This is a genomic window from Novosphingobium sp. AAP1 (genome assembly GCF_001295765.1).
Taxonomy (GTDB): domain Bacteria; phylum Pseudomonadota; class Alphaproteobacteria; order Sphingomonadales; family Sphingomonadaceae; genus Novosphingobium; species Novosphingobium capsulatum.
The window spans coordinates 464,645-488,570 of record NZ_LJHO01000002.1 but is presented as its reverse complement, the minus strand read 5'-3'; the positions used below and the strand labels follow the sequence as shown (position 1 = coordinate 488,570).

Annotated in this window: 19 protein-coding genes; 13 read left to right on the top strand and 6 right to left on the bottom strand. The window is 65.1% G+C overall.

From position 1 onward, the window contains the following. Nucleotides 1-23 precede the first annotated feature (23 nt). Nucleotides 24-1,265, bottom strand: a complete 1,242-nt coding sequence (locus tag IP65_RS06135; protein WP_022677265.1) for a dipeptidase — start codon at nt 1,263-1,265, stop codon at nt 24-26. Between the two features lie 52 nt (nt 1,266-1,317). Here IP65_RS06135 and IP65_RS06130 point away from each other — a divergent pair, with 52 nt between their 5' ends. After that, the gene (locus tag IP65_RS06130) at nt 1,318-2,955 is read left to right on the top strand and encodes an NAD(P)/FAD-dependent oxidoreductase (protein WP_022677266.1); all 1,638 of its coding nucleotides are present in this window, start codon (nt 1,318-1,320) and stop codon (nt 2,953-2,955) included. A 462-nt stretch (nt 2,956-3,417) separates the two neighbouring features. Next, complete coding sequence (locus IP65_RS06125) at nt 3,418-4,272, top strand: bifunctional 5,10-methylenetetrahydrofolate dehydrogenase/5,10-methenyltetrahydrofolate cyclohydrolase (RefSeq protein ID WP_022677267.1); 855 nt, start codon at nt 3,418-3,420, stop codon at nt 4,270-4,272. A 189-nt stretch (nt 4,273-4,461) separates the two neighbouring features. On the opposite strand, the gene IP65_RS06120 is transcribed toward IP65_RS06125, so the two are convergent. Beyond that, nucleotides 4,462-5,775 carry an MFS transporter gene (locus tag IP65_RS06120; protein ID WP_022677268.1) on the bottom strand — a complete coding sequence of 438 codons (1,314 nt, stop codon included), beginning with the start codon at nt 5,773-5,775 and terminating at the stop codon, nt 4,462-4,464. Between the two features lie 168 nt (nt 5,776-5,943). Here IP65_RS06120 and cyoA point away from each other — a divergent pair, with 168 nt between their 5' ends. The 7 genes from cyoA to IP65_RS06085 all read left to right on the top strand — a co-directional run bounded on the left by cyoA (nt 5,944) and on the right by IP65_RS06085 (nt 12,900). After that, nucleotides 5,944-7,146: a ubiquinol oxidase subunit II gene (gene cyoA / locus IP65_RS06115; protein WP_054131127.1), complete on the top strand. Its 1,203-nt coding sequence runs from the start codon at nt 5,944-5,946 to the stop codon at nt 7,144-7,146. A gap of 71 nt (nt 7,147-7,217) precedes the next feature. Beyond that, on the top strand, nt 7,218-9,263 hold the full coding sequence (cyoB, locus tag IP65_RS06110; RefSeq protein WP_054131256.1) for a cytochrome o ubiquinol oxidase subunit I: 2,046 nt from the start codon (nt 7,218-7,220) through the stop codon (nt 9,261-9,263). After that, nucleotides 9,260-9,916, top strand: a complete 657-nt coding sequence (gene cyoC, locus IP65_RS06105) for a cytochrome o ubiquinol oxidase subunit III (RefSeq protein ID WP_054131126.1) — start codon at nt 9,260-9,262, stop codon at nt 9,914-9,916. Before cyoB ends, cyoC begins: the two co-directional genes overlap by 4 nt. Then, nucleotides 9,913-10,320: a cytochrome o ubiquinol oxidase subunit IV gene (cyoD, locus tag IP65_RS06100; protein ID WP_022677272.1), complete on the top strand. Its 408-nt coding sequence runs from the start codon at nt 9,913-9,915 to the stop codon at nt 10,318-10,320. Before cyoC ends, cyoD begins: the two co-directional genes overlap by 4 nt. A gap of 2 nt (nt 10,321-10,322) precedes the next feature. Then, nucleotides 10,323-11,036 carry an SURF1 family protein gene (locus tag IP65_RS06095; RefSeq protein WP_054131125.1) on the top strand — a complete coding sequence of 238 codons (714 nt, stop codon included), beginning with the start codon at nt 10,323-10,325 and terminating at the stop codon, nt 11,034-11,036. Further along, complete coding sequence (locus IP65_RS06090) at nt 11,033-12,334, top strand: ATP-binding protein (protein WP_051146404.1); 1,302 nt, start codon at nt 11,033-11,035, stop codon at nt 12,332-12,334. The genes IP65_RS06095 and IP65_RS06090 overlap by 4 nt, the downstream gene beginning before the upstream one ends. Then, nucleotides 12,331-12,900, top strand: coding sequence for a response regulator transcription factor (locus tag IP65_RS06085; protein WP_022677275.1), 570 nt, complete (start codon nt 12,331-12,333; stop codon nt 12,898-12,900). The genes IP65_RS06090 and IP65_RS06085 overlap by 4 nt, the downstream gene beginning before the upstream one ends. A 117-nt stretch (nt 12,901-13,017) precedes the next feature. On the opposite strand, the gene IP65_RS06080 is transcribed toward IP65_RS06085, so the two are convergent. Continuing rightward, entirely contained in the window at nt 13,018-15,060 is a 2,043-nt protein-coding gene (locus IP65_RS06080) for a M3 family metallopeptidase (RefSeq protein ID WP_054131124.1), read from the bottom strand. 72 nt (nt 15,061-15,132) lie between these two features. Then, on the bottom strand, nt 15,133-16,035 hold the full coding sequence (locus IP65_RS06075) for a LysR family transcriptional regulator (RefSeq protein WP_054131255.1): 903 nt from the start codon (nt 16,033-16,035) through the stop codon (nt 15,133-15,135). Between the two features lie 104 nt (nt 16,036-16,139). Between IP65_RS06075 and IP65_RS06070 the strand changes: the two genes are divergently transcribed. Beyond that, nucleotides 16,140-17,642: a CoA-acylating methylmalonate-semialdehyde dehydrogenase gene (locus IP65_RS06070; RefSeq protein WP_054131123.1), complete on the top strand. Its 1,503-nt coding sequence runs from the start codon at nt 16,140-16,142 to the stop codon at nt 17,640-17,642. Between the two features lie 4 nt (nt 17,643-17,646). Here IP65_RS06070 and IP65_RS06065 read toward each other — a convergent pair whose 3' ends face one another. Continuing rightward, the gene (locus IP65_RS06065) at nt 17,647-18,150 is read right to left on the bottom strand and encodes a GNAT family N-acetyltransferase (RefSeq protein ID WP_054131122.1); all 504 of its coding nucleotides are present in this window, start codon (nt 18,148-18,150) and stop codon (nt 17,647-17,649) included. Beyond that, complete coding sequence (locus IP65_RS06060; protein WP_043609985.1) at nt 18,132-18,425, bottom strand: DUF1778 domain-containing protein; 294 nt, start codon at nt 18,423-18,425, stop codon at nt 18,132-18,134. Before IP65_RS06060 ends, IP65_RS06065 begins: the two co-directional genes overlap by 19 nt. A 111-nt stretch (nt 18,426-18,536) precedes the next feature. Here IP65_RS06060 and IP65_RS06055 point away from each other — a divergent pair, with 111 nt between their 5' ends. The 3 genes from IP65_RS06055 to IP65_RS06045 are packed head-to-tail and all read left to right on the top strand — an operon-like array spanning nt 18,537 to nt 23,918. After that, nucleotides 18,537-19,280 carry an ImuA family protein gene (locus tag IP65_RS06055; RefSeq protein ID WP_054131121.1) on the top strand — a complete coding sequence of 248 codons (744 nt, stop codon included), beginning with the start codon at nt 18,537-18,539 and terminating at the stop codon, nt 19,278-19,280. Further along, the gene (locus IP65_RS06050) at nt 19,168-20,745 is read left to right on the top strand and encodes a DNA polymerase Y family protein (RefSeq protein WP_369801235.1); all 1,578 of its coding nucleotides are present in this window, start codon (nt 19,168-19,170) and stop codon (nt 20,743-20,745) included. The genes IP65_RS06055 and IP65_RS06050 overlap by 113 nt, the downstream gene beginning before the upstream one ends. Then, nucleotides 20,742-23,918, top strand: a complete 3,177-nt coding sequence (locus IP65_RS06045; protein ID WP_022675463.1) for an error-prone DNA polymerase — start codon at nt 20,742-20,744, stop codon at nt 23,916-23,918. The genes IP65_RS06050 and IP65_RS06045 overlap by 4 nt, the downstream gene beginning before the upstream one ends. The last annotated feature ends 8 nt before the right edge of the window (nt 23,919-23,926 follow it).

Here is a 23,926-nt window from a genome sequence, read left to right as displayed (position 1 = left end):
ATCGGAACGGATCGTTGCAAAAATTAGCGCAGGGTAGCGCCGGCCATTGCCTGTTCGCGCGCAGCCTCCGCTTGTGCAGCGGCCAGCACGCGCAGCACGTTGCCCGACCAGATCTTGGCCACGTCCGCCTCGCTATAGCCGGCATGGAGCAGCGCAGCCGTCAGCTTGGGCAGATCGGCCACATCATCCAGGCCGGCCACCCCGCCGCCGCCGTCCCAATCCAGCCCGATGCCGACATGATCGACACCCGCCACTTTCAGGGCGTGCAACAGATTGGCCATCACATCGTCAAAGCCCGCGCGCACCTCGGGCCACTGCCTGTCGATCGCATGGCGCTGCGCCAGATAATCGGCCCGCTCTGCCGCGCTCAACACGCGGTCTTCGGGAAAGCGTTGCTCCAGCGCATCAAGCGCGGCCTTGCGTTGCGGGCTTTGCACCAGCTTTTTGACATAGACCGAGTTGATCTGGATGACGCCACCCTGCGCTGCCAGCGCGCGCAAATGCGCGTCGTCGATATTGCGCGGATGGTCATAGACCGCCTTGCAGCCCGAATGGGTCAGGATGATCGGCGTCTTTGACAGGCGCAGCGCATCGTCGAGCGCGGCGTCGGAACTGTGCGAAAGATCGGGCACCACGCCCAGGCGGTTCATTTCCGCCAGCAGTTGCACCCCTGCCGGGCTCAGCCCGTCCCACTTGGGCGTGTCGGTGCTGCTGTCGGCAAACTGGTTGGTCTTGAAATGGGCAAAGCCGGAAATGCGCACACCCAGCGCGTAGAACGCCTGGAGCAGCGTGGGATCATCGCCCAGCGGCCAGGCATTCTCGATCGACAGATAGACCACGCGGCGGCCACCGGCGGCGATCTGCGCGGCGTCGGCGGCGCGGTCTGCCAGGGCAAAGTCCTGGGGATGGGCCGCGACCATCGCGTGGATCGCCACGGCACGGCGCAGCGCATAATCGCGCGCGGCGCGCGTGCTGGCCGGATCGAGCGGTCCCTGCGGCGTATAGATCGCCCAGAACCCACCATCGAGCCCGCCCGCGACCATGCGCGGCACGTCAACCTGGGTATAATCATCGCCGGCGCTGTGGCGCTGCACGATCGACCACCCCGGCAAGACCAGCGAGGCCGGCGTATCGAGGTGGGTATCGAGCGTCAGCAGGCGTTCGTGCAGCGTGCGCTCTGCCTTGGTGGGCACAGGGGCATCGGCCATGGCCGGCAAGGCCAGCAGGGCGGCAAGCGGAGCGAACGCGAGGGGGAGGAAGCGCATGGCCCTTCATCCGGCTTTCCCTCTGGCGGCGCAAGGGGTAGAGGCGCACCCCATGTTGCGCCTTACCGAACTCAAGCTGCCGCTCGACCACGCCCCCGAAGCCATGCTGCCGGCCATCGCCGCGCGGCTTGGCGTGGCCGAAGCGCAGATCCTGCGCCATGCCGTGGCCAAGCGCGGCAACGACGCGCGCCGCAAGAACGCGATCCAGCTGGTCTATGCGGTTGACGTCACGCTCAGCCCGCAGGACGAGGCCGAAGTGCTTGTCCGCTTGGCTGGCGACAATCATGTGCGCCCCACGCCCGACACTTCCTACCGCTTTCCCGTGCGCGCACCCGAAGGGTGGCAGGCGGGCGAAGGCGAGCGCCCGGTGGTGATCGGTGCTGGCCCGTGCGGCCTGCTGGCCGGGCTGATCCTGGCGCAGATGGGCCTGCGCCCGATCATCATCGAGCGTGGCAAGGCCGTGCGCGAACGCACCAAGGATACCTGGGCGCTATGGCGCAAATCGGTGCTGACGCCGGAATCCAACGTGCAGTTCGGTGAAGGCGGCGCCGGCACCTTTTCCGATGGCAAGCTCTACAGCCGCATCAAGGACCCGCGCCACCTGGGCCGCAAGGTGCTGGTGGAGTTCGTGAAAGCCGGCGCGCCCGATGATATCCTGACCGAAGCGCACCCCCATATCGGCACGTTCCGCCTGGTCACGATGGTCATGTCGATGCGCGAGACGATCGAGAAGCTGGGCGGCGAATACCGCTTTGGCACGCGGGTGGACGATTTTGCGGTCGAGACCGACGCCGCCGGCGAGCGCCGCCTTGCCGGCCTGCACTTGTCCAACGGTGAATACCTGCCCGCGCGCCGCGTCATCATGGCGGTCGGCCATTCGGCGCGCGATACGTTCGAAGTGCTGTATCAGCGCGGCGTGCATATCGAGGCCAAGCCCTTTGCCATCGGCGTGCGGATCGAGCATCCGCAAAGCCTGATCGATCAGGCCCGCTATGGCGCCTGTGCCAAGCATCCCATCCTGGGGCCGGCGGCCTATGCCCTGGCGCACCAGTGCAGCAATGGGCGTTCGGTCTATAGCTTCTGCATGTGCCCGGGCGGGCGCGTGGTCGCTGCCGCCAGCGAGGAAGGCCGCGTGGTGACCAACGGGATGAGCCAATATTCCCGCGCTGAATTCAACGCCAACTCGGGCCTGGTGGTGGACATCACGCCCGAGCGCGATTTCCCTGGCCATCCGCTGGCCGGCATTGCGCTGCAACGCCATTGGGAAGAGCGGGCCTTCGTGGCCGGCGGATCGAATTATCAGGCGCCGGGCCAGAAGGTGGGTGATTTCCTGGCCGGCAAGCCCAGCAGCGCGTTCGGCAGCATCGTGCCATCCTATCAGCCGGGCGTGCATCTAACCGCGCTGGAAGAATGCCTGCCCGATTTCGTCACCGACGCGCTGCGCGAGGCGCTTCCCGTCTTCGGTCGGCAGATGGCGGGCTATGATCATCCCGATGTGGTGATGACGGGGGTGGAAACGCGCACGTCTTCGCCAGTGCGGATCACCCGCGGCAAGGATCTGCAAAGCCTCAATACCCGGGGGCTCTATCCGGCAGGCGAAGGCGCTGGCTATGCCGGCGGCATTCTTTCGGCGGCGGTCGACGGCATTCGCGCGGCAGAAGCGCTGGCGCAGGACCTTTTGGCCGGGTGATTCGTGGCCTTGGCGACGGTGCGCGACGGCAGGAGCCATCCTGCAAGGCCGTTGCGGCCAGTTGCGGCCACAGATGCATACCAATGCATTTTGGATTGGTATTTTTTCTGGGCTGGATCGCGGTCTGACAGCGCTGCGCTGCAAAATCATAAAATCGTTTGCATTTTCAGGGATTCTGCTTGGCTGCCGCTGTCAATCCAGCGTTTTCAAGGAAGTGAATTGCATTAAATGCATGTTGCGTTGCGTGAAACGCATTTGCCTCGCCGCGGCGATTGGGTCATCCAGATAAGGCCTTTCAGGCATCCTCTCCCAAAACTTCCCGGGCCGATCGGATTTCCGACCGGCCCTTTTTTTGTCCGTAGCCTGCGCGAGATGGCGAAATTTGTATGCAACACATACAATGTTTGCGATAGGAGCGCGTGCTGCACCAAGCCGCATTGGCAAACTGTCAAGGGAGAGAACATGGCAACGCTCATCGATGGCAAGGCAATCGCCCGCGCACTGTCGGTCACGACGGCAGAGGCGGTGGCGCAGATGGTGGCTGCAGGCCACAGCGCTCCTGGCCTGGCCGTGGTGCTGGTCGGCAATGACCCGGCCAGCGAGGTCTATGTCGGGCGCAAGATCAGCCAGTGTGCCAAGGTCGGCATCCATTCGATCGAGCATCGCCTGCCCGCCGATACCGCAGAGGAAGACCTGCTCGCCCTGATCGCCGCGCTCAATGCCGATGCCACGGTGCATGGCATCCTGGTGCAGCTGCCGCTGCCGGCGCAGATCGATGCCGGCAAGGTGCTCGACGCGATTGATCCGGCCAAGGACGTGGATGGGTTCCATCCGGTCAATGTCGGGCGCCTGTCCACCGGCACCGGCGGCCTGGTGCCCTGCACGCCGCTGGGCTGCATGATGCTGCTCGATACGGTGATCGACAACTATCGCGGGCTCGATGCCGTGGTGATCGGCAAGTCCAACATCGTCGGCAAGCCGGTGGCCATGCTGCTGCTGGAGCGCGAGTGCACCGTGACGGTCACCCACATTGCCACCCAGGGCCTGCCCGATATCGTGCGCAAGGCCGATATCGTGGTGGCCGCCGCCGGCGCGCCCGAACTGGTCAAGGGGGATTGGATCAAGCCGGGCGCGGTGGTGATTGACGTTGGCATTACCCGCGTGGCCCAAGCCGATGGCACCACGCGGCTGGTGGGCGATTGCGCCGCGCACGAAATGGCCCATGCCCGTGCCGTCACGCCGGTGCCCGGTGGCGTCGGGCCGATGACCATCGCCTGCCTGCTGAGCAACACGGTGCAGGCCGCACGGCACGCCTGATCGTAAAAAGTCCCCTCTTCTTCAGAGGAGGGGGTTGGGGGTGCGAGGCAAAGCGCAAGGCTTCCACCACCCCCCCGCCCCCTCCTCTGACGAGGAGGGGGAGAACAGCCTGATCACCGTTGGTGAACACAAAAAAGGGGCGGTTCGGATTGATCCGAACCGCCCCTTTTTGTTGCTTTGCCAGATGGCTCAGTTGGTCGCCGCGGTGCGGTTGGCCCACAGTGCTACGATCGTGCCGATCGCACCCGACAGGAGGTAGGCACCCGAAGCCAGCAGGCCATAGTTGGCCGACAGCCACAGCGCCGCATAGGGCGCAAAGCCCGCGCCCAGCAGCCAGGCCAAGTCGCTGGTCAGCGCCGAGCCGGTGTAGCGGTGGCGGGTTTCGAAGGCATCGGCCACGGCACCCGAAGACTGCCCGAACGAAATGCCCAGCAGCACGAAGCCGGTGAGCATGAACGACACTTCGCCGGCCACGCCAATGCCCAGCAACTGCGGGGCAAAGCCCGAGAACGCGGCAATCGCGGCGGCCGAGAAGCCCAGCAGGGTGCGGCGGCCAACGCGGTCGGCCACCAGGCCCGAGATGACGATCGCGGCCACGCCCACGGCAGCGGCGATGGCTTCGATGGTAAGGAAGCGGGTCGGCTCTTCCGAGGTGAAGATGAACACCCACGACAGCGGGAACACCGTGACCATGTGGAACAGCGCAAAGCTGGCGAGCGGTGCAAAGGCGCCGATCAGGATGGTCTTCCACTGTTCGCGGATGGTGACGAGCGCGCTTTCGGCGACAAGGTCACGCGATTCGAACAGGCGCTGGAATTCCGGCGTCACCACGATGCGCAAGCGCGCGAACAGCGCCACCACGTTGATCGCAAAGGCCACGAAGAAAGGGAAGCGCCAGCCCCACGACAGGAAATCGTCAGCCGGCAGCGAGGCGGTGAAGAACGCGAACAGCAGGCTGGCCACGATCAGGCCGAGCGGCGCGCCCAGCTGCGGGATCATGGCATACCAGCCACGCTTGCCCGCCGGCGCATTAAGCGCCAGCAGCGAGGCCAGGCCATCCCACGTGCCGCCCAGCGCAAAGCCCTGGCCCAGGCGGAACAGCGCGAGCAGCAGCACCGCGTTGTGGCCGATTTCGGCATAGCCGGGCAGGAACGCGATCGCCGCGGTCGAGCCACCCAGGCCGAACAGCGCCACCGTCAGCTTGAAGCCACGGCCGAATGCACGGTCAAGCCACATGAAGAACAGCGAGCCGACCGGGCGGGCGATGAACGCCAGCGGGAACACCGCAAACGACGCCAGCGTGGCGTTGAGCGGGTCCAGGTAAGGAAAGAAGACCTTGGGGAACACGATCACCGAAGCGATCGCATAGACGAAGAAGTCGAAGAACTCCGAGGTCCGCCCGATGATCACGCCGATGGCGATCTCGCCCGGGGAAATCGAACCGTGCCCGGCGTGGGAATCGCTCCCCAGCCCTTCGTGATTATCGACTACGGCAGCAGTCATGACTGACACAAACTCCTTGGATCCCGCGCATTTCTCGCAAACGCGCCGACCGGCCGGCCGCACGCATGCGACCTGCCCTTATGTGCCCTATTGTCTTTGTGCAGCCGCGAAGGGGATTGGACAAAATGTCCTATCGTTTGCACGGCCCAGCGCTTCTAGGTGCGCCACATGCGTGCGAAACTCTTGAATCGGGCGCGCCTGCTGCGCTGCGCCATCGTCCCGCTCCTGGCCCTGCCGCTTGCCGGCTGCGACTGGGTCGTGCTCAACCCCGCGGGCGATGTCGCTCGCCAGCAGGGCGATCTGGTCATTGTGGCCACGTTGCTCATGCTGTTGATCGTCGTGCCTGTCATGGCCACGGTTGTCATTTTCGCGTGGCGTTACCGCGCCACCAACACCGAGGCCAAGTACGATCCGGACTGGAACCACTCCACCCAGCTGGAACTGATGATCTGGGCCGCACCGCTGATGATCATCATCGCGCTGGGCGCGGTCACCTGGGTCGGCACTCACCTGCTCGATCCCTATCGCGCGATTTCGCGCATTGATGCGCAGACCCCGGTCGCCGCCAATGCCAAGCCGGTAGAGGTGGAAGTGGTGTCGATGGACTGGAAGTGGCTGTTCATCTATCCCGAACAGAACATCGCCACGGTCAATGAACTGGTGGTTCCCGCCGGCCGGCCGCTGCGCTTCCGCATGACCTCGTCCACCGTCATGAACACCTTCTATGTCCCCGCGCTGGCCGGCATGATCTACACCATGCCCGGCATGGAAACCAAGCTGCACGCCGTGTTCAACCAGGAAGGCGCGTTCAAGGGCATTTCCGCACACTTCAGCGGCGCGGGCTTCTCGCAGATGCACTTTGCCACGCGTGCCGTGTCCGATGCGCAGTTCGACCAGTGGGTGGCCAGCGTGAAGGCCGGCAAGAACGACGGCATGCTCAGCCGCGATGCCTATCTCCAGCTCGACAAGCCCAGCATTGCCGATCCGGTGCGTCACTATGCCGGCGTCGCTCCCGATCTGTTCAACGCCGTTGTCGATCTCTGCGTGCAGCCCGGCAAGATCTGCATGAGCCAGATGGCCATGCTCGACGCCAAGGGCGGCGTGGGCAAGGAAGCCGCGCGCCTCAACGTGGCCGCGCTGACCTATGACAAGAACGGCCGCGCCACCGAAACGCCGGTCCTGCCTGGCAGCGTCGTGGCCCAGACCGACCGCTTCGTGAAGGCCTATTGCAGCGACAACCGCCCGATGGCCGCACCCAGCGGTGACGCGCCTCTGCCCAAGACGCTCGATCGCCTGCGTGGCGCCGGGATCAACCAGGCAACTGGTCCCCGGGTCAGCCTGGCCGGCCCGCTACTGCAGCCTGCCTCTTGAGGCAGGTTGCCGATCCGATACGCCGCACCAGATTTGATCCGGCCCCATTTTTCTGACCGATGGATATTGCGATGACCGCTGTCCCCCTTCCCGCCACTGCCCCACCGCCGTGGTCTCCGCTCCTGGGACGCATTTCCCTTGAGCAGCTTCCCTTCCTCCACGAACCGATCGTGGCGGTCACCTTCGTTGGTGTGATCCTTGGCGGGATCGCGCTGGTGGGGGCCCTCACCTATTTCCGCCTCTGGGGCTATCTCTGGAAAGAATGGTTCACCAGCGTCGATCACAAGAAGATCGGGGTCATGTACATGATCCTGGGCCTGGTGATGTTCATGCGCGGCTTTGCCGACGCGCTGATGATGCGCTTGCAGCAGGCGATGGCGTTCAACGGCAGCGACGGCTATCTCAACGCGCATCACTATGATCAGGTCTTCACCGCCCACGGCGTGATCATGATCTTCTTTGCCGCGATGCCGTTCGTGACCGGGTTGATGAACTATGTTGTGCCGCTGCAGATCGGTGCGCGCGACGTGTCGTTCCCGTTCCTCAACAACTTCAGCTTCTGGATGACCACCGGCGGCGCCGTGCTGGTCATGGCCTCGCTGTTCCTGGGTGAATTTGCCCAGACCGGCTGGCTGGCTTTCCCGCCGCTGTCGGGCCTGGCCTACAGCCCTGGCGTCGGCGTGGACTACTACATCTGGTCGCTGCAGGTGGCAGGTGTCGGCACCACGCTGTCGGGCATCAACCTGATTGCCACGATCATCAAGATGCGTGCCCCGGGCATGACGCTGATGCGCATGCCGGTGTTCACCTGGACCGCGCTGTGCACCAACGTGCTGATCGTCGCCTCCTTCCCGGTGCTGACCGCCGTTCTCGTGCTGCTCTCGCTCGACCGTTACGTGGGGACCAACTTCTTCACCAACGACTTCGGCGGCAGCCCGATGATGTATGTCAACCTCATCTGGATCTGGGGCCACCCGGAAGTTTACATCCTCATCCTGCCGATCTTCGGCGTGTTCTCGGAAGTCACCTCGACCTTCTCGGGCAAGCGCCTGTTCGGCTACACCTCGATGGTCTACGCCACCGTGGTTATCACCATCCTGTCCTACGTCGTGTGGCTGCACCACTTCTTCACGATGGGTTCGGGCGCCAGCGTCAACAGCTTCTTCGGCATCACCACCATGGTGATCTCCATCCCCACCGGGGCCAAGCTGTTCAACTGGCTGTTCACGATGTACCGCGGCCGCATCCGCTTTGACCTGCCGATGATGTGGACGGTGGCGTTCATGCTCACCTTCACGATCGGCGGCATGACCGGCGTGCTGCTGGCCGTGCCTCCGGCCGACTTCGTGCTGCACAACTCGCTGTTCCTGATCGCGCACTTCCACAACGTGATCATCGGCGGCGTGGTGTTCGGTACGTTTGCCGCGATCAACTACTGGTGGCCCAAGGCCTTTGGCTTCAAGCTCAACCAGTTCTGGGGCAAGGTCAGCTTCTGGTGCTGGGTGCCGGGCTTCTGGCTGGCGTTCACCCCGCTCTACATCATGGGCCTGATGGGCGTGACCCGCCGGACCCGCGTGTTCGACGATCCCAGCCTGCAGCCCTACTTCATTGTTGCCCTGCTGGGCGCGGTGCTGATCGCCGCCGGCATCGGCGCGATGGTCGTGCAGTATGGCGTGTCGATCTGGAAGCGCGAAGAGCTCAAGGACGAAAGCGGCGATCCGTGGAATGGCCGCACGCTGGAGTGGGCCACCAGCTCGCCCCCGCCGGCCTACAACTTTGCCTTCACCCCGATCGTGCACGATCTCGATGCCTGGGAAGACATGAAGCGCGCCGGCGTCGGCCGTCCGCTTGATGGCTATCGCCCGATCCACATGCCCAGCAACACGGGTGCAGGCGTGATCCTGGCTGGCATCAGCACGGCGCTTGGCTTTGCCCTGATCTGGCATATCTGGTGGATGGCCGGGGCCAGCTTCGTGGCACTGCTCGTGAGCGCCATCGCCCACACCTTCAACTACAAGCGCGATTACCACATCCCGGCCGAAGACGTTGCCGCCGTCGAGGCGCAGCGTACGGCCCAGCTGGAACGCGTTGCCCAGAACCAGGGAGCCGCCGCATGAGCGATGCTATCCATAGCTCGGGCCATTCGGCTCCCCTGCCTGCCTCGCTGACCAAGCTGGGCAAGTTCTGGGACTTGAACGAGCATGACCATCCCGAAGGCCACAGCACCATGCTGGGCTTCTGGATCTACCTGATGAGCGACTGTCTCATCTTCGCCATGCTGTTCGCAGCGTTCGGCGTGCTCGGCGGCAACTATGCCGCCGGGCCCGGCCCGCGCGAGTTGTTCGAGCTGCCCCTGGTGGCGGTGAACACCTCGATGCTGCTGTTCTCGTCGATCACCTATGGCTTTGCCATGCTGGCGATGCAGCGCGGCTCGGTCAGCCAGACGCAGATGTGGCTGCTGGTCACCGCCGTGTTCGGCGCGGCGTTCCTGTCGATCGAGCTCTACGAATTCTCCAACCTTATCCACGAAGGCGCCACGCCCCAGCGCAGCGCGTTCCTTTCGGCGTTCTTCACGCTGGTCGGCACCCACGGGCTGCACGTCACGTTCGGCCTGATCTGGCTGTTCACGCTGGTGGTGCAGGTTTCGCGCAAGGGCCTGATCCAGGCCAACAAGCGGCGCCTGATGTGCCTGTCGCTGTTCTGGCACTTCCTCGACGTCGTGTGGATCGGCGTCTTCACCTTCGTCTACCTGATGGGGATGCTGCGATGAGCGCGAAGAACTATACCGACCTGGCCCACCGCCACGCGCACGGGGATGCCAATCCCCACGCCATCGGCCACCACCATGACGAACCGCACGGCTCGCTGCGCGAATATGTCATCGGCTTCGTGCTGTCGGTGGTGCTCACCGCCATTCCGTTCTGGTTGGTGATGAGCGGCGCCATTGCCGACAAGAACACCACTGCCATCGTCATCGCGGCCTTTGCCGTGGTCCAGGTGGTGGTCCACATGATTTACTTCCTGCACATGAACGGCAAGGCCGAAGGGGGCTGGAACATGCTGGCCCTGATCTTCACCGCCGTGGTCGTGCTGATCGTCATCTCTGGTTCGATGTGGGTGATGTACCATATGAACCACAACATGATGCCGATGCACGCCGAGCAGATGGACTGATCATGACTTCGCAAACGGGCAGCAGGCAGCGCTTGCTGCCCGTTTCGATTCTGCTGGTCCTGGCGCTGACCTTTGCCGGCCTGGGCATCTGGCAGGTAAAGCGCCTCGCCTGGAAAGAGGCGCTGATTGCCGATGTGACGCGCGCCGTGCATGCAGCGCCTGTCTCCATCGCCGCCGTGCCCGCTGGCGCCATTGATCGGCTTGCCTATCATCGCGTGGCGATCACCGGCCGGTTCATCCCCGCCGCCACCGTTCTGGCCACGGCCACCAGCACGCTGGGCAATGGCTATTGGGTCATGGTGCCCCTGGCCACGCCCGGCCAGGCCCCGGTGTGGATCAACCGTGGCTTCGTGCCGATGGGCACCCGGCTCGATACCGCCCGCCGCGCCGTTCCCGTTACCCCCGTTTCCATCATCGGCCTGATCCGCCCGAGCGAGCCCAAGGGCACGTTCCTTCGCGCCAACCGGCCCGAGGCAGAGCGCTGGTATGCGCGCGATCTGCCGGTCATGAACATGCGCCGCGGGGTCGTGGCAGAGCCGCGCTATTTCCTCGACGCGCAAGTGGAAACGCCGCGTCCCACAGCCCAGCCCGTGCCGGTGCCCGGCCTCACGGTCATCGCGTTTCCCAACAATCACCTGTCCTATGCGCTGACCTGGTTTGCCCTTTGCGCCCTCTCGCTTGGCGCGGCAATCATGGTATGGCGCAAGGCGCGATGAGCGCCACCCCGCCCCTTTCCTCCACCCGTCCGATCTATCCCGCGGCCAGCGCGCGCAACATGGCGCTGCTGGTGCAACTGCGCTGGGTTGCTGCCGTGGGCCAGCTCGTGGCGATCTGGGTCAGCGTGCGGGTGCTGGGCGTCAAGCTCGATGTGGCGCCGCTGGTGGCCGTGCCGGTGCTGATGGTGGTGATCAATGGCCTGACCCTGCTGCTCGATCGCGGGCGCGAGGGATATAGCCATGTCGAACTGCTCGGCGCGCTCACGCTCGATATGCTGGCGCTGGCCTGGCAGCTCTATTTCAGCGGCGGCACGTCCAACCCCTTCACCTTCCTGTTTCTCATGCAGATCGTGATCGCGGCAATCCTGCTGCCGCCCAATTGGAGCGCGATCGTGGCGGGCATGGCCGCGCTGATCGTCACCCGGCTGGCCTTCGTCCATCGCCCGCTCGATCTGCCCACCGGCACTTTCGATGGCACGATCGAGCTGTTCCAACTGGGCAATCTCGTCTGCTTTGCGCTGGTCGCCGCGCTGCTGGTGTTCTTCGTGATCCGCATGGACCGCAACCGGCGGCAGAGCGAGACGGCGCTGGCCGCCTTACGCCAGCAGGCCACCGAGGAACAACACATCGTGCGTCTGGGCCTGCTCGCCTCGGGCGCTGCACACGAATTGGGCACGCCGATGGCGACGATGTCGGTCATCCTGGGCGATTGGCAGCGCCATCCCGCAATCATGGCCGACCAGGACCTGCGCGAAGAGTTGCAGGACATGGCTTCCGAACTCAAGCGCTGCAAATCGATCCTCTCGGGCATCCTGCTCAGTGCCGGGGAAGCGCGCGGCGAAAACCCGCAGATCACCACCTTGGGCGACTTCCTGGCCACCATCGCGGCTGAATGGAACGAGCGCGGCCATGGCGTGATCCGCCTGCGCAACATGGTGGAGACCGATCACCCGATCGTGGCCGATCCCGCGCTGCGCCAGATCATCGGCAATGTCATCGACAACGCCCTGGAAGTATCGCCCGATTTCGTGGAAATCCGCGCCGAGATGACCGGGGGTGACATCGTGCTGACCGTGCTCGATCTCGGCCCCGGTTTCGCGCCCGACATGCTGGAATCGATCGGCCGCCCCTACAACTCCACCAAGGGCCGCGACGGCGGCGGGCTGGGACTGTTCCTAGTCGTCAACGTCGTGCGCAAGCTGGGCGGCCGGGTTGAGGTGAAGAACCGCACGGCACGCGGCGCGATGGTGCGCCTGGAAATCCCGATGGCCTCGCTTGCCTATCGCACGGGGGAATGAACATGCCCGATCCCGAACTGGAACTCACCGCGCAGGACGAAGCCCTGCCCCTGGTGATCGTCGAAGACGATCCTGCCTTTGCCCGCACCCTGCGTCGCTCGTTCGAACGGCGCGGCTATGCGGTAGAGCATGCCGCCAGCCCCGATGAACTGGAAGTGCTGCTCGATGCGCACGATTTCCAGTTCGCCGTGGTGGACCTGAAGCTCGGCACTGGCTCTGGCCTCACCTGCGTGCAGATGCTGGCCGAACGCGATCCCGAAACGCGTATCGTCGTCCTTACCGGCTTCGCCTCGATCGCCACGGCGGTGGAAGCGATCAAGCTGGGTGCGGCGCACTATCTGGCCAAGCCTGCCAACACCGACGATATCGAGGAAGCCTTTGGCCGCGTCGGCGGCGATCCCACCGTGCCGCTCGATACGCGCAAGACCTCGATCAAGACGGTGGAATGGGAATATATTCACTCCACCCTGGTGGAATGCGATTTCAACATTTCCGAAGCCGCCCGGCGCCTGGGCATGCACCGCCGCACCCTGGCAAGAAAGCTGGAAAAGCGGCCTTTGCGATAACTTTATTCTTCGTCACCCCGGACTTGATCCGGGGTCCCGCTTTACTATTCCACCGTCCAAAGAAGCGGGACCCCGGGTCAAGCCCGGGGCGACGATAATTACTTACAAATCAATCGCTCAAGCCGCCAAGCCACGCACCCGCAGCAGCGCGCCAGGATCGGGCGCGCCGCCGCGAAACGCCACGTAGTTGTCCATCGCCGGGCGGCCACCGCCTTGCGACAGCACTTCGCGCCGGAACGCGGCGCCCAGTTCAGCCTGCCGCTCTGGCGCCGCTGCAAACTGCTCGTAGGCGTCGGACGAGAGCAGTTCGGCCCAGAGGTAGGAATAATACCCCGCCGCATAGCCGCCGGCAAAGATATGGCTGAAGGCATGGGCAAAGCGGTTCCACGCCGGATAGCGCATCACCGCCACCTCGGCCCGCACGGCATCGAGCAGGCCCTGCACATCGGGCGCATCGGCAGCGGCGCGGTGCAGGCGGATATCGAACAGCGCGAACTCGATCTGGCGCAGCACCGCCAGCGCGCCCATGAAACCGCGCGCGGCGTTGAGGCGCTCGATCAAGGCATCGGGCAGCGGTTCGCCGGTTTCCTCGTGCGCGGATGCCGCCTTGAGCACGGCAGGATCATAGGCAAAGTTTTCCAGGAACTGGCTGGGCAGTTCAACCGCATCCCATTCCACCCCGCTGATCCCGCCGATTGAGGGCATGTCGCCCTCGCCCAGCAGATGATGCAGGCAGTGCCCCATCTCGTGGAACAGGGTCACCACGTCGGCATGCTGGAGCAACGCCGGCTTGCCCGGCGCGGCCTGGGCGAAATTGGTGATGAGGTAGGCCACCGGCATCTGCGCCCCATCGGCGGCCCGGCTGGGCGAGCGGCACACGTTCATCCAGGCGCCGCCGCGCTTGCCCTCGCGCGCAAAGAAATCGGCATAGAGCCGGGCAAACGGAGCATCCGCGCCGGCGCAAAACAGGTCGAACTGGCGCACGTCATCATGCCACAGGCCGCTGCCCGGCACTTCCTTGAACACCACGCCGAACAGCCGCTCCACATGGCCGAACAGCGCCGGCAATACCCTGTCGAGCGGCAGGTAGCGGCGCACCTCGGACTGATCGAGCGCATGGCGGGCAAGGCGCGCGCGCTCGGTGGCAAAGCCCATATCCCAGGGTTCGAGCGTCTCGATGCCCAGCTCGCTACGGGCAAATTCGGCCAGATCGGCCAGTTCGGCCTGGGCCAGCGGGCGGGTGCGCGCGGCCAGGTCGGTCAGGAACGCTTCCACTGCATCGGGGCTTTCGGCCATCTTGGTGGCCAGCGACAGGCTTGCGGCATCGCCCTGGCCCAGCAGCTGCGCCGCCTTGGCGCGCAAGGCCAGCAGCGCGGCCATGCGCGGCCCGTTGTCAAACTCGCCGGCGTTGGGCCCCTGGTCCGATGCGCGCGTGGCATAGGCTTGCTGTACCTCGTGGCGCAGCGCGCGATCCTGGGCATAGGTCAGCACCGCCACCACCACCGGGGCATGCAGCGTGATCAGCCAGCCCTCGTCATGGCCCTTCGCCCGCGCCGCTGCTGCCATGCCGGCAAGGTCAGCCTCCGGAATGCCGGCCAGGCGGCTGGCATCGGTCACGTGCAGGCTCCAAGCCTCGGTCGCGTCCATCACGGCATTGGCATATTCGGTCGCCAGGCGGCCCTGCTCCACCTGGTTTTCGGCAAAGTCGCGCGCGTCATCGCCATCCAGCGCCACGCCCGAAAGCTCGAAATCGCGCAGCGCCAGTTCGCAGGCGCGTGCCGCCAGCGGATCAAGCGCCGTAGGATCGATCGCGCGGATCGCTTCATAGAGCGCGCGATCCTGGCCCACGGCGGCAAAATGCGCGGCGATCAGCGGCTGCGCCTGTGCCTGCGCGGCACGCAACTCCGAGGTGTTGGTCACCGCCAGCAGATGGCCGACCACGCCCCACGCCTCGCTGATGCGGCGATCGGCCTCTTCCTTGAACGCCAGCATGGCTGGATCGCCGGCCCGTGCCACGCACGCGGCCATGGCGGCTTGGTGATCGGCGATCGCGGCGGTTACGGCCGGCACGATGTCATCGGCGTGGATTTGCGCAAAGCGCGGTTGGCCATGCGTGGCCAGCAGGGGAAAGGCAGCGTCGAGCGTGGCAGTATCGGTCAAAGGTGCGCTCCGGCAAGGTGTCTTGCGGCCTAGATAGGAAGGCCATCTGCGCTTGTCTGCCCCGGCACCTGCTTATTTTGCGTTGCGCGCGGCCCCGTATCCGGCAGCATGTGCGGCTTCTTCCAGGAATTCCGCCACCGCCCGCACACGCGGCAGGCGCCGCAGTTCGGCATGCACCACCAGCCAGTAGGCGCGCGGCACGGCCACCTCGGGCAAGACCCGCACCAGGCCAGGATCGCCATCGGCGGCAAAGGTGTGCAGCAGGCCGATACCCCCGCCGGCCTGGACGGCGGCCAGTTGCACCGTGGCCGATGTGCAGCGGAACTGTGCCTGCACGCCCGGCGCCACTTCATCGAGATAGCGCAGTTCGGGCCAATCGATCAGATCGTCGATATAGGAAATCAGCCGGTGCTGTGACAGCTCAGCCACGCTGCTGGGCACACCATGCTGCTCCAGATAGGCTGGCGCAGCATAGAACCCCACCGTGAACGCAGCGAGTTGCCGGGCATAGAGCCGCCCACGCGGTGGTCGCTTGAGCGTCACGGCCAGATCCGCCTCGCGCTGGGACAGGCTGACCGCGCGGGTTTCGGGCGCCAGTTCCAGCTCGATCCGGGGATGGCGGGCCATGAACAGCGGAATGCGCGGCGCCACCAGATAGGTGCCAAAGGCGGCCGGGGTCGCTACCCGCACTGTCCCGGTCAATTCGGTATCCACCCCGCCCAGCGCGCTGTCTGCCGCATGGGTTTCTGCCTCGATCCGCTCGGCATGCAGCAGCAGCGCCCGGCCCGCCTCGGTCAGCCGTGCGCCGCTGGGGGAACGATCGACCAGGCGTGCGCCCAGCCCGCTTTCCAGGCCATCGAGCCGGCGCGAGACGGTGGAATGATCCAGCCCCAGCGCCCGCGCCGCCCCGGTCAGGCGGCCGTGGCGGGCCACTTCCAGAAAAATCCTTAAATCGTCCCACTGGCGAATGCGCATGGTGTTCCTGTAAATTTGCACGGCCTGTTTGGCAAAATTGCCTGTATCAGGATATTCCTGCACGTTCTACAACCAGGCATCAGACTTTTCCCAGGAGTGTTGCCATGCGCCAGATCGACCATTTCCTGAACGGTGCCGCCGTTGCCGCCACCTCTGGCCGCAAGAGCGACGTTTTCGATCCCAACACCGGCGAAGTGCAGGCCCAGGTTGGCCTGGCGAGCGAAGCCGATGTGGATCAGGCCGTTGCCCTCGCTGCCGCCGTGCAGCCGGAATGGGCCGCGCTCAATCCGCAGCGCCGTGCCCGCGTGATGTTCGAATTCAAGCGCCTGATCGAACGTGACATGGACAAGCTCGCCCATGCTCTCTCCGCCGAACATGGCAAGGTGATCGCCGACGCCAAGGGTGATGTGCAGCGCGGGCTGGAAGTGATCGAGTTCGTCTGCGCCATTCCCCACCTGCTCAAGGGCGAATATACCGAAGGCGCCGGGCCGGGGATCGACGTGTTCTCGATGCGTCAGCCGCTGGGCGTGGTCGCCGGCATCACTCCGTTCAATTTCCCCGCGATGATCCCGCTGTGGATGTGCGGTCCGGCGCTCGCCACCGGCAACGCCTTCATTCTCAAGCCGTCGGAACGCGATCCCTCGGTGCCGGTAATGCTGGCGGAACTGTTCATCGAGGCGGGCGGCCCAGCCGGCCTGTTCAACGTGGTGCATGGTGACAAGGTGGCGGTCGATGCCGTGCTCGATCACCCGCGCATCAAGGCGGTCAGCTTCGTGGGCTCGTCCGACATCGCCAACTATGTCTATCAGCGCGGTGCCCAGGCGGGCAAGCGCATGCAGTGCATGGGCGGCGCCAAGAACCACGGCATCGTGCTGCCCGACGCCGATTTCGACCAGGTAGTCAGCGACATTCTCGGCGCCGCCTATGGCTCGGCAGGCGAACGCTGCATGGCTCTGCCCGTGGTGGTGCCGGTGGGTGACAAGACCGCCGACGAGTTGCGCGCCCGCCTGATCGACGGGATCGCCGGCCTCAAGGTGGGCATTTCCACCGACGAAGCCGCCCACTATGGCCCGGTCGTCACCGCCCAGCACAAGGCGCGGATCGAAAGCTATATCCAGATGGGCGTGGACGAAGGCGCCGAACTGGTCGTCGATGGCCGCGGCTTCTCGCTGCAAGGCTATGAAAACGGCAATTTCCTGGCGCCTACGTTGTTTGACCGCGTGACGCCGGAAATGCGCAGCTACCAGGAGGAAATCTTCGGCCCGGTGCTGCAGATCGTGCGTGCGCAAGATGTCGATGAAGCCATCGCGCTAGCCACCAACCACGCCTATGGCAATGGCGTGGCCATGTTCACCCGCAATGGCGCCGCCGCCCGCAACTTTGCCGCCAAGGTGGAAGTGGGCATGGTTGGCATCAACGTGCCGATCCCGGTGCCGGTCGCCTATCACAGCTTTGGCGGGTGGAAGCGCTCAGGCTTTGGCGATCTCAACCAATACGGCATGGACGGCGTGCGCTTCTACACCCGCACCAAGACCGTGACCCAGCGCTGGCCCAGCACCTCGGGCGATGTGGTGGACCAGAGCTTCGTGATCCCGACGATGAAGTGAAGCATCACGGTAGAGCCGCGATCAGCGTCTCTATGGGCAGGAACAGGGTTCGGCTATCGGCCGGATATTCCAGGAAGTCGGCGCATTTCAGGTAAAAGCGCCGAGCCTGCTCATTCTTGGCGTGAACCATCACCGCGCCGATGCCGATGCTTTGTGCCGCCAAGGCTATGCGGCGCAGGGCATCGGCCAGCAAATCGCTTCCCAAGCCCTGGCCGGCATGGCGCCGATTCACCGCAAGGCGCCCGATGATCGATACCGGGATCAGATCAGGCGCGTTTCGGCGCAGGCGGGATGGTGCTTCCCGCCGCTCTACTGCACCTGCCAGGATACACACATAGGCCGCCACTCTGCGATCATCGCATACCACATAGGTACGCGCGAAGCGCCCCTCGTTGCGACGCGCCCTCTGTTGCAACCAGGCATTGAGCGCCGGCTCTCCGCAATCGAACTCGTCAACATCATGGTCATCGGCCAGAGGGACTGGCGCAGTCAGTCTTCCCGTTGCCATGTCGGCACCCGCCGCATCAGTGCCTTCAGCCTCGGGCCAGGCTCGGGCGGATTGTCCAGCGCGGCCATGAAGGCCGCATGGTCCTGGCTTTCCAGTGCGAACAATCGCTGATCGAGCAAGACGTCGATCGCTTGTTGGCGCGCGCTTTCGATCATGAATTCGGTGCGGGTCTTGCCCAGAATGGCCGCTGCTTCGTCAATAAGCTGGCGGGTGGCAGCCTCGATCCGCAGATTGATGCTGCCCTTGCTTGGGATCATTTGGGGAGACTGGTCCATGGCGTGAATATCCGCCTTTGTATGTACAATGTCAATACAATCGCAACCCTATCCCCACCTGTTCCAACGGCCAGCCTCGACAGGGAGTGAGAAATGGAACATAATAGGAACATGGAAAGTGTTTCCGCCTCGATCCTCACCACCCCGGCCTGGCGCCTGCGCCCGGCCTTGCAGCGTCCCGTGCCTGTGCTGGCGGCGGGCCAAGTGCATGAAGTGCATGGGCAAGGTGATGATCGCGCGGCGGGGCTTGCCTTTGCCTTGGGGCTGGGCGCGGCGAATCGCAGTGGCACCGTGCTGATGGTGCGCAGTGGCGGGCGCCCGTCACTGGCGCTTTACGGTGAAGGACTGATGTTGCTGGGTATCGATCCGGCGCGGCTGCTGCTGGTAGAGGCAGGCGACGCTGCCACTCTGCTGCGCGCCGGGCTGGAGGGCGCACGCTGCCCTGGCCTGGCGCTGGTCTTGCTGGAAAGCGAGGGGCCCTTGAAAGGCTATGACCTGACGGCCAGCCGGCGCTTCGTGCTGGCTGCCGAACGCACGCAAACGCCGGTCGTGCTGTTGCGCCATGCCGCCAAGGCGCAGCCCAGCGCCGCACATACCCGCTGGCAGGTTGCCAGTGCGCCATCCCAACCCCTCGCAGCGCCACCGGGTGCGCAAGTGCGTCCGCCCGGCTTGCCGGCTTTGGCGGTAGAGGCGCTGCGCTGGCGGGGTGGGCCGGCGGGGCAAACGTGGCATTTGCAATGGGATGAACAACATGGCGGTTTCCGGGACACCACCGGCACCTCCAACCGGAGCGAAAACGGACAGGCGGCGCCATCTGGCGCTGTACTTCCCCTGGCTGCCCTGCGAGCGGGTTAGGGCCACATCGGCAGACCCGCTGCCCGCAGGCGTGCCGCTGGCCCTGGTGGCGCGCAGTGGCCAGGCCTTGCGCCTGATGGCGGTAGAGCGCGACGCCGCTCGACACGGCCTCGCCCCTGGCATGACCCTGGCTGATGCGCGCGCCCGCTGCCCCGATCTGCTCACCCTGCCCCATGATCCGGCCGCCGATGCCACGCTGCTGGCGCACCTGGCCACAGCGATGCACGCGCTGACCCCCAGCGTCATGCCCGATCCCCCCGATGGCTTGCTGCTGGATATCAGTGGCTGCGCGCACCTCTTTGGATCGGAAGCCAACATGGTGGAAAAAGCTTATGAAATAACAGCACTTTCCACGATCCATGCACTCGCCTGCAATCCAGTTGCGGCGCGCGCGCTGGCCCGCCACGGCACCCCGGCGCAACGCCGCGCGGAGGACGTGGCGGCCCTGCCAGTGGCCGCGCTGGACCTGAGCGAGGAGGCCGCCAGCGCACTGCGCCGCGCCGGGCTCAAGCGTCTGGGCGATCTGGCCACACGCCCGGCCCCAGCCCTGGCTGCCCGCTTTGGCGAAGGAGTGGTGCTGCGCCTGCGCCAGTTGACCGGAGACGTTGCCGCCCCCTTGGCCCCGCAACCCATGCAGGCTCCGATCCGGGCCGAGGCCCGCTTTGCCGAACCTATCGCCCGCACCGATGACGTGCTCGAGGTGGCCGAAAATCTCTTGCGCCAGGTTGCCGCGCAGATGGAACAGCGCGGGCTGGGCGGGCGGCGCTTTGTCCTGACCCTGCATCGCAGCGATGGCGCGCGGCGGGTGCTGACGGTGGAAACCGGCCAGCCCACGCGCGATCCGCCACTCGTGGTGCGCCTGCTGCGCGAGCGGATCGACAACCTGGCTGATCCGATCGATCCCGGCTTCGGGTTCGATGCCATTACCCTGGCGGTCAAGCGGGCCGAACCCCTGGCTGCGCGACAGACCGGACTGGACCAGGCGGAGGAAAACCAGGACAATCTGCAGGCGCTGATCGATCGGCTGGGTGTGCGGTTGGGCCAGGATTCCGTGTTGCGCCTGATCCCGGCCGATCGCCACATGCCCGAGCAGGCACAGGTTCAGACGCCGGCCGCCAAATGGAACGGAACCGTTTCGTTTTCCCTTGCCGCCATGCCCCGCCCCCTGCTGCTGTTCGATCCGCCGCAGGGGATCGAGGTGATCGCCGGAGTGCCTGATGGCCCGCCGCTGCGGCTGCGCTGGCGCGGCACGGTGCATGAAGTGGTCCACGCCGAAGGGCCCGAGCGCATCGCGCCAGAATGGTGGCGCCAGCGCGGCGGGCATATGGGCACCGGCGCAGACCGCACCACGCGCGATTATTACCGGATCGAGGATGGGCGCGGCCGCCGCCTGTGGGTGTTCCGGCGCGGCCTCTATGGCACGCAAACCACGCCGGCCTGGTATGTCCACGGGCTGTTTCCATGACCGGGGTTCCGTTCTTTGCAGAACCTGTCGCTGCCACCAATTTCAGCTTCCTGCGCGGGGCGGCCCATCCGGCGGAAATGGTGGCGCGCGCGCATGGACTGCGCCTCAAAGGCATCGGCATCGCCGATCGCAACAGCGTGGCCGGTGTGGTGCGTGCCCATGCCGCGTGGCAAGAGATTGGCGGCAAGGCAGGTGGCTTTGCCCTCAAGGTTGGCGCGCGGCTGTGCTTTGCCGATGGCACGCCCGATATCGCCGCCTATCCCACCACGCGCGCGGCATGGGGGCGGCTGACGCGCCTGCTCACCATGGGCAATCGCCGCGTGGAGAAAGGCGAGTGCCACCTTACCCTGCCCGATCTGCTGGACCATACCGATGGCGTGGCCCTGATCGCGATGGACGGCAGTGCCGATCTGCTCGCCCGCCTGGCCGAGGCTGCGCCCCACCTCTGGCTGGCGGCCACGATGCCGCGTGCCGGGGCCGATGGCCGCGATCTTGCCCGGCGGATGGCCTTGGCGCAAAGCGCCGGCGTGCCGCTGATTGCCAGCAATGATCCGCGCTATGCCGTGCCCGAAGACCGCCCCCTGCATGACGTGCTGACGGCCACGCGGCTTGGCACCACCGTGCATGCCGCCGGGCGCCGCCTTGCCGCCAATGGCGAGCGGCATATCAAGCCGCCGGCCGAAATGGCCCGTCTTTTCACCCTGTGCCCAGAGGCCCTGGAAGCGACACGCGACTGGCTGGATTGCATCGATTTCACGCTGGACCAGATCGTATATGAATACCCGCACGAGCCGGTACCGGAAGGCTGGAACCCGCAGGCTTGGCTCGAACATCTGGTGCGGGAGAATGCAGCACGCCAGTTCCCCCATGGCCTGCCGCCTGGATACCAAGAGGTTCTGGATGAAGAGTTTCGCCTAATCTCTTCAAAAAATTATGCTTATTATTTTCTGACGGTGCACGATGTGGTGCGCTATGCGCGCAGTCTTTCCCCGCCGATCCTGTGCCAGGGTCGTGGATCTGCGGCCAATTCCCTCGTCTGTTATCTGCTCGGCATCACGCCGATCGATCCGGTTCAGGAAAAGCTGCTGTTCTCTCGCTTCCTTTCCGAAGAGCGCCATGAGCCGCCCGATATCGACGTGGATTTCGAGCATGAGCGGCGCGAAGAGGTGATGCAATATATCTACCACCGCTACACCCGCGAGCGCGCCGGGATCGTCGCCACGGTGATCCGCTATCGCCAGCGCAGCGCCATTCGTGACGTGGGCAAGGCGCTGGGCCTGTCGGAAGATGTCACGGCGCGGCTTTCCGGCACGGTGTGGGGCAGTTGGGGGCGCGGCTCGCTGCCCGAAGAGCGCCTGTCGCAGGCCGGGTTCGACCCTGAAAACCGCGAGATCGCCCGCCTACGCGACATGGTCGATCGGTTGCTGACGTTCCCGCGCCACCTTTCGCAGCATGTCGGCGGCTTTGTGCTGTGCCAGAGCCGGCTGGATGAACTGGTGCCGATCCACAATGCCGCCATGCCCGATCGCACGTTCATCGAATGGGACAAGGACGACATCGACGTTCTCAAGCTGATGAAGGTGGACGTGCTGGCGCTGGGCATGCTCACCTGCATCCGCAAGAGCTTTGACCTGATGGAGCGGCTGAACCTGGGGCGCTATGCGTTGGCCACCGTGCCTCGCAACGACGTGCCGACGTTCGACATGCTGTGCCGGGGAGACAGCGTGGGCACGTTCCAGGTGGAGAGCCGCGCGCAGATGGCGATGCTGCCCCGGATGAAACCGCGCAAGCTCTATGACCTGGTGATCCAGGTGGCGATCGTGCGACCGGGGCCGATCCAGGGCGGCATGGTTCATCCCTATCTGCGCCGCCGCAATGGCGAAGAGAAGGTGGAGTACCCCGGCCCGAAAGGTGAATTGCAAGAGGTTCTGGAAAAGACCCTGGGCGTGCCGCTGTTTCAGGAGCAGGCGATGAAGCTGGCCATCGTGGCCGCCGGCTTCTCCCCGCCCGAGGCCGATGGCCTGCGCCGTGCCATGGCCACGTTCCGCAACCATGGCACGGTCACCAATTACCAGGAGAAGTTCATCACCGGCATGGTTTCGCGCGGCTATCCGCCGGATTTTGCCGAGCGCTGCTTTGAACAGATCAAGGGTTTTGGCGAATACGGTTTTCCCGAAAGCCACGCCCAGGCCTTTGGCTGGCTGGCCTATGTTTCGTCATGGCTGAAATGCCACTATCCCGGGGTTTTTACCTGCGCCCTGCTCAACAGTCAGCCCATGGGGTTCTATGCCCCGGCCCAACTGGTGCGCGATGCGCGCGAACACGGCGTGGTGGTGCACGGGCCCGATGTGAACCGCAGTTGGTGGGATTGCACGCTGGACGATGCCCGCACCCTGCGCCTTGGCCTGCGGATGATCGATGGCTTCAAGGAAGAATGGGCCGCCGCGATCGTGCGCGCCCGTCTGGCTGGCGTGTTCGGCTCTCCCGAAGACTTGGCGCGCCGTGCCGAACTGCCGCCGCGCGCGCTGGCGCTTTTGGCCGATGCCGATGCCATGGTCTCCCTGGGCCGCGATCGGCGCCAGGCGGGCTGGGACGTGCGCCGCGTGCCGCCCAGGCAACTGCCCCTGTTTGCCGCGCTGGATGCGCCCGAACTGGCGGCCGAACCCGATGCGGCCTTACCCGCCATGCCCCTGGCCGAAGAAGTCGTGGCCGATTACCAGACCCAGCGGCTTTCGCTCAAAGGCCATCCGATGCAGTTTTTGCGCGACAGCTTTGCCGCGCGCGGCGCGATATCCTGTGCCGACGTCAACGCCGCGCGTGACGGGCACAAGGTGCGTGTGGCCGGCGTGGTGCTGGTGCGGCAACGGCCCGGCAAGGGCAACGCCATTTTCATTACGATCGAAGACGAAACCGCCGTGGTCAATGCCCTGATGTGGGCCCGCGATTTCGAGAAGCAGCGGCGCCCCGTCATGGCGGCGCGGCTCATGGTGATCGATGGAGAAGTGCAACGCAGCAAGGAAGGCGTGGTGCACCTGATGGTGTCTTGCGTTCATGATGCCAGTGCTGCTTTGGCACAGTTGCAAGAGGATGGTGGAGTGCCAGCGCCCGATCCCGCCATGGCACGGCATCCGCGACAGGTGCGGGTGTTGCCGAGATCACGGGATTTTCATTGAGGGGCAAA

Excerpts from the sequence above, each read along its gene's own strand:
- IP65_RS06135 (WP_022677265.1), bottom strand. The coding sequence starts at position 1,265 with ATGCGCTTCCTCCCCCTCGCGTTCGCTCCGCTTGCCGCCCTGCTGGCC.
- IP65_RS06130 (WP_022677266.1), top strand. The coding sequence starts at position 1,318 with ATGTTGCGCCTTACCGAACTCAAGCTGCCGCTCGACCACGCCCCCGAA.
- IP65_RS06125 (WP_022677267.1), top strand. The coding sequence starts at position 3,418 with ATGGCAACGCTCATCGATGGCAAGGCAATCGCCCGCGCACTGTCGGTC.
- IP65_RS06120 (WP_022677268.1), bottom strand. The coding sequence starts at position 5,775 with ATGACTGCTGCCGTAGTCGATAATCACGAAGGGCTGGGGAGCGATTCC.
- cyoA (WP_054131127.1), top strand. The coding sequence starts at position 5,944 with ATGCGTGCGAAACTCTTGAATCGGGCGCGCCTGCTGCGCTGCGCCATC.
- cyoB (WP_054131256.1), top strand. The coding sequence starts at position 7,218 with ATGACCGCTGTCCCCCTTCCCGCCACTGCCCCACCGCCGTGGTCTCCG.
- cyoC (WP_054131126.1), top strand. The coding sequence starts at position 9,260 with ATGAGCGATGCTATCCATAGCTCGGGCCATTCGGCTCCCCTGCCTGCC.
- cyoD (WP_022677272.1), top strand. The coding sequence starts at position 9,913 with ATGAGCGCGAAGAACTATACCGACCTGGCCCACCGCCACGCGCACGGG.
- IP65_RS06095 (WP_054131125.1), top strand. The coding sequence starts at position 10,323 with ATGACTTCGCAAACGGGCAGCAGGCAGCGCTTGCTGCCCGTTTCGATT.
- IP65_RS06090 (WP_051146404.1), top strand. The coding sequence starts at position 11,033 with ATGAGCGCCACCCCGCCCCTTTCCTCCACCCGTCCGATCTATCCCGCG.
- IP65_RS06085 (WP_022677275.1), top strand. The coding sequence starts at position 12,331 with ATGAACATGCCCGATCCCGAACTGGAACTCACCGCGCAGGACGAAGCC.
- IP65_RS06075 (WP_054131255.1), bottom strand. The coding sequence starts at position 16,035 with ATGCGCATTCGCCAGTGGGACGATTTAAGGATTTTTCTGGAAGTGGCC.
- IP65_RS06070 (WP_054131123.1), top strand. The coding sequence starts at position 16,140 with ATGCGCCAGATCGACCATTTCCTGAACGGTGCCGCCGTTGCCGCCACC.
- IP65_RS06065 (WP_054131122.1), bottom strand. The coding sequence starts at position 18,150 with ATGGCAACGGGAAGACTGACTGCGCCAGTCCCTCTGGCCGATGACCAT.
- IP65_RS06060 (WP_043609985.1), bottom strand. The coding sequence starts at position 18,425 with ATGGACCAGTCTCCCCAAATGATCCCAAGCAAGGGCAGCATCAATCTG.
- IP65_RS06055 (WP_054131121.1), top strand. The coding sequence starts at position 18,537 with ATGGAAAGTGTTTCCGCCTCGATCCTCACCACCCCGGCCTGGCGCCTG.
- IP65_RS06050 (WP_369801235.1), top strand. The coding sequence starts at position 19,168 with ATGAACAACATGGCGGTTTCCGGGACACCACCGGCACCTCCAACCGGA.
- IP65_RS06045 (WP_022675463.1), top strand. The coding sequence starts at position 20,742 with ATGACCGGGGTTCCGTTCTTTGCAGAACCTGTCGCTGCCACCAATTTC.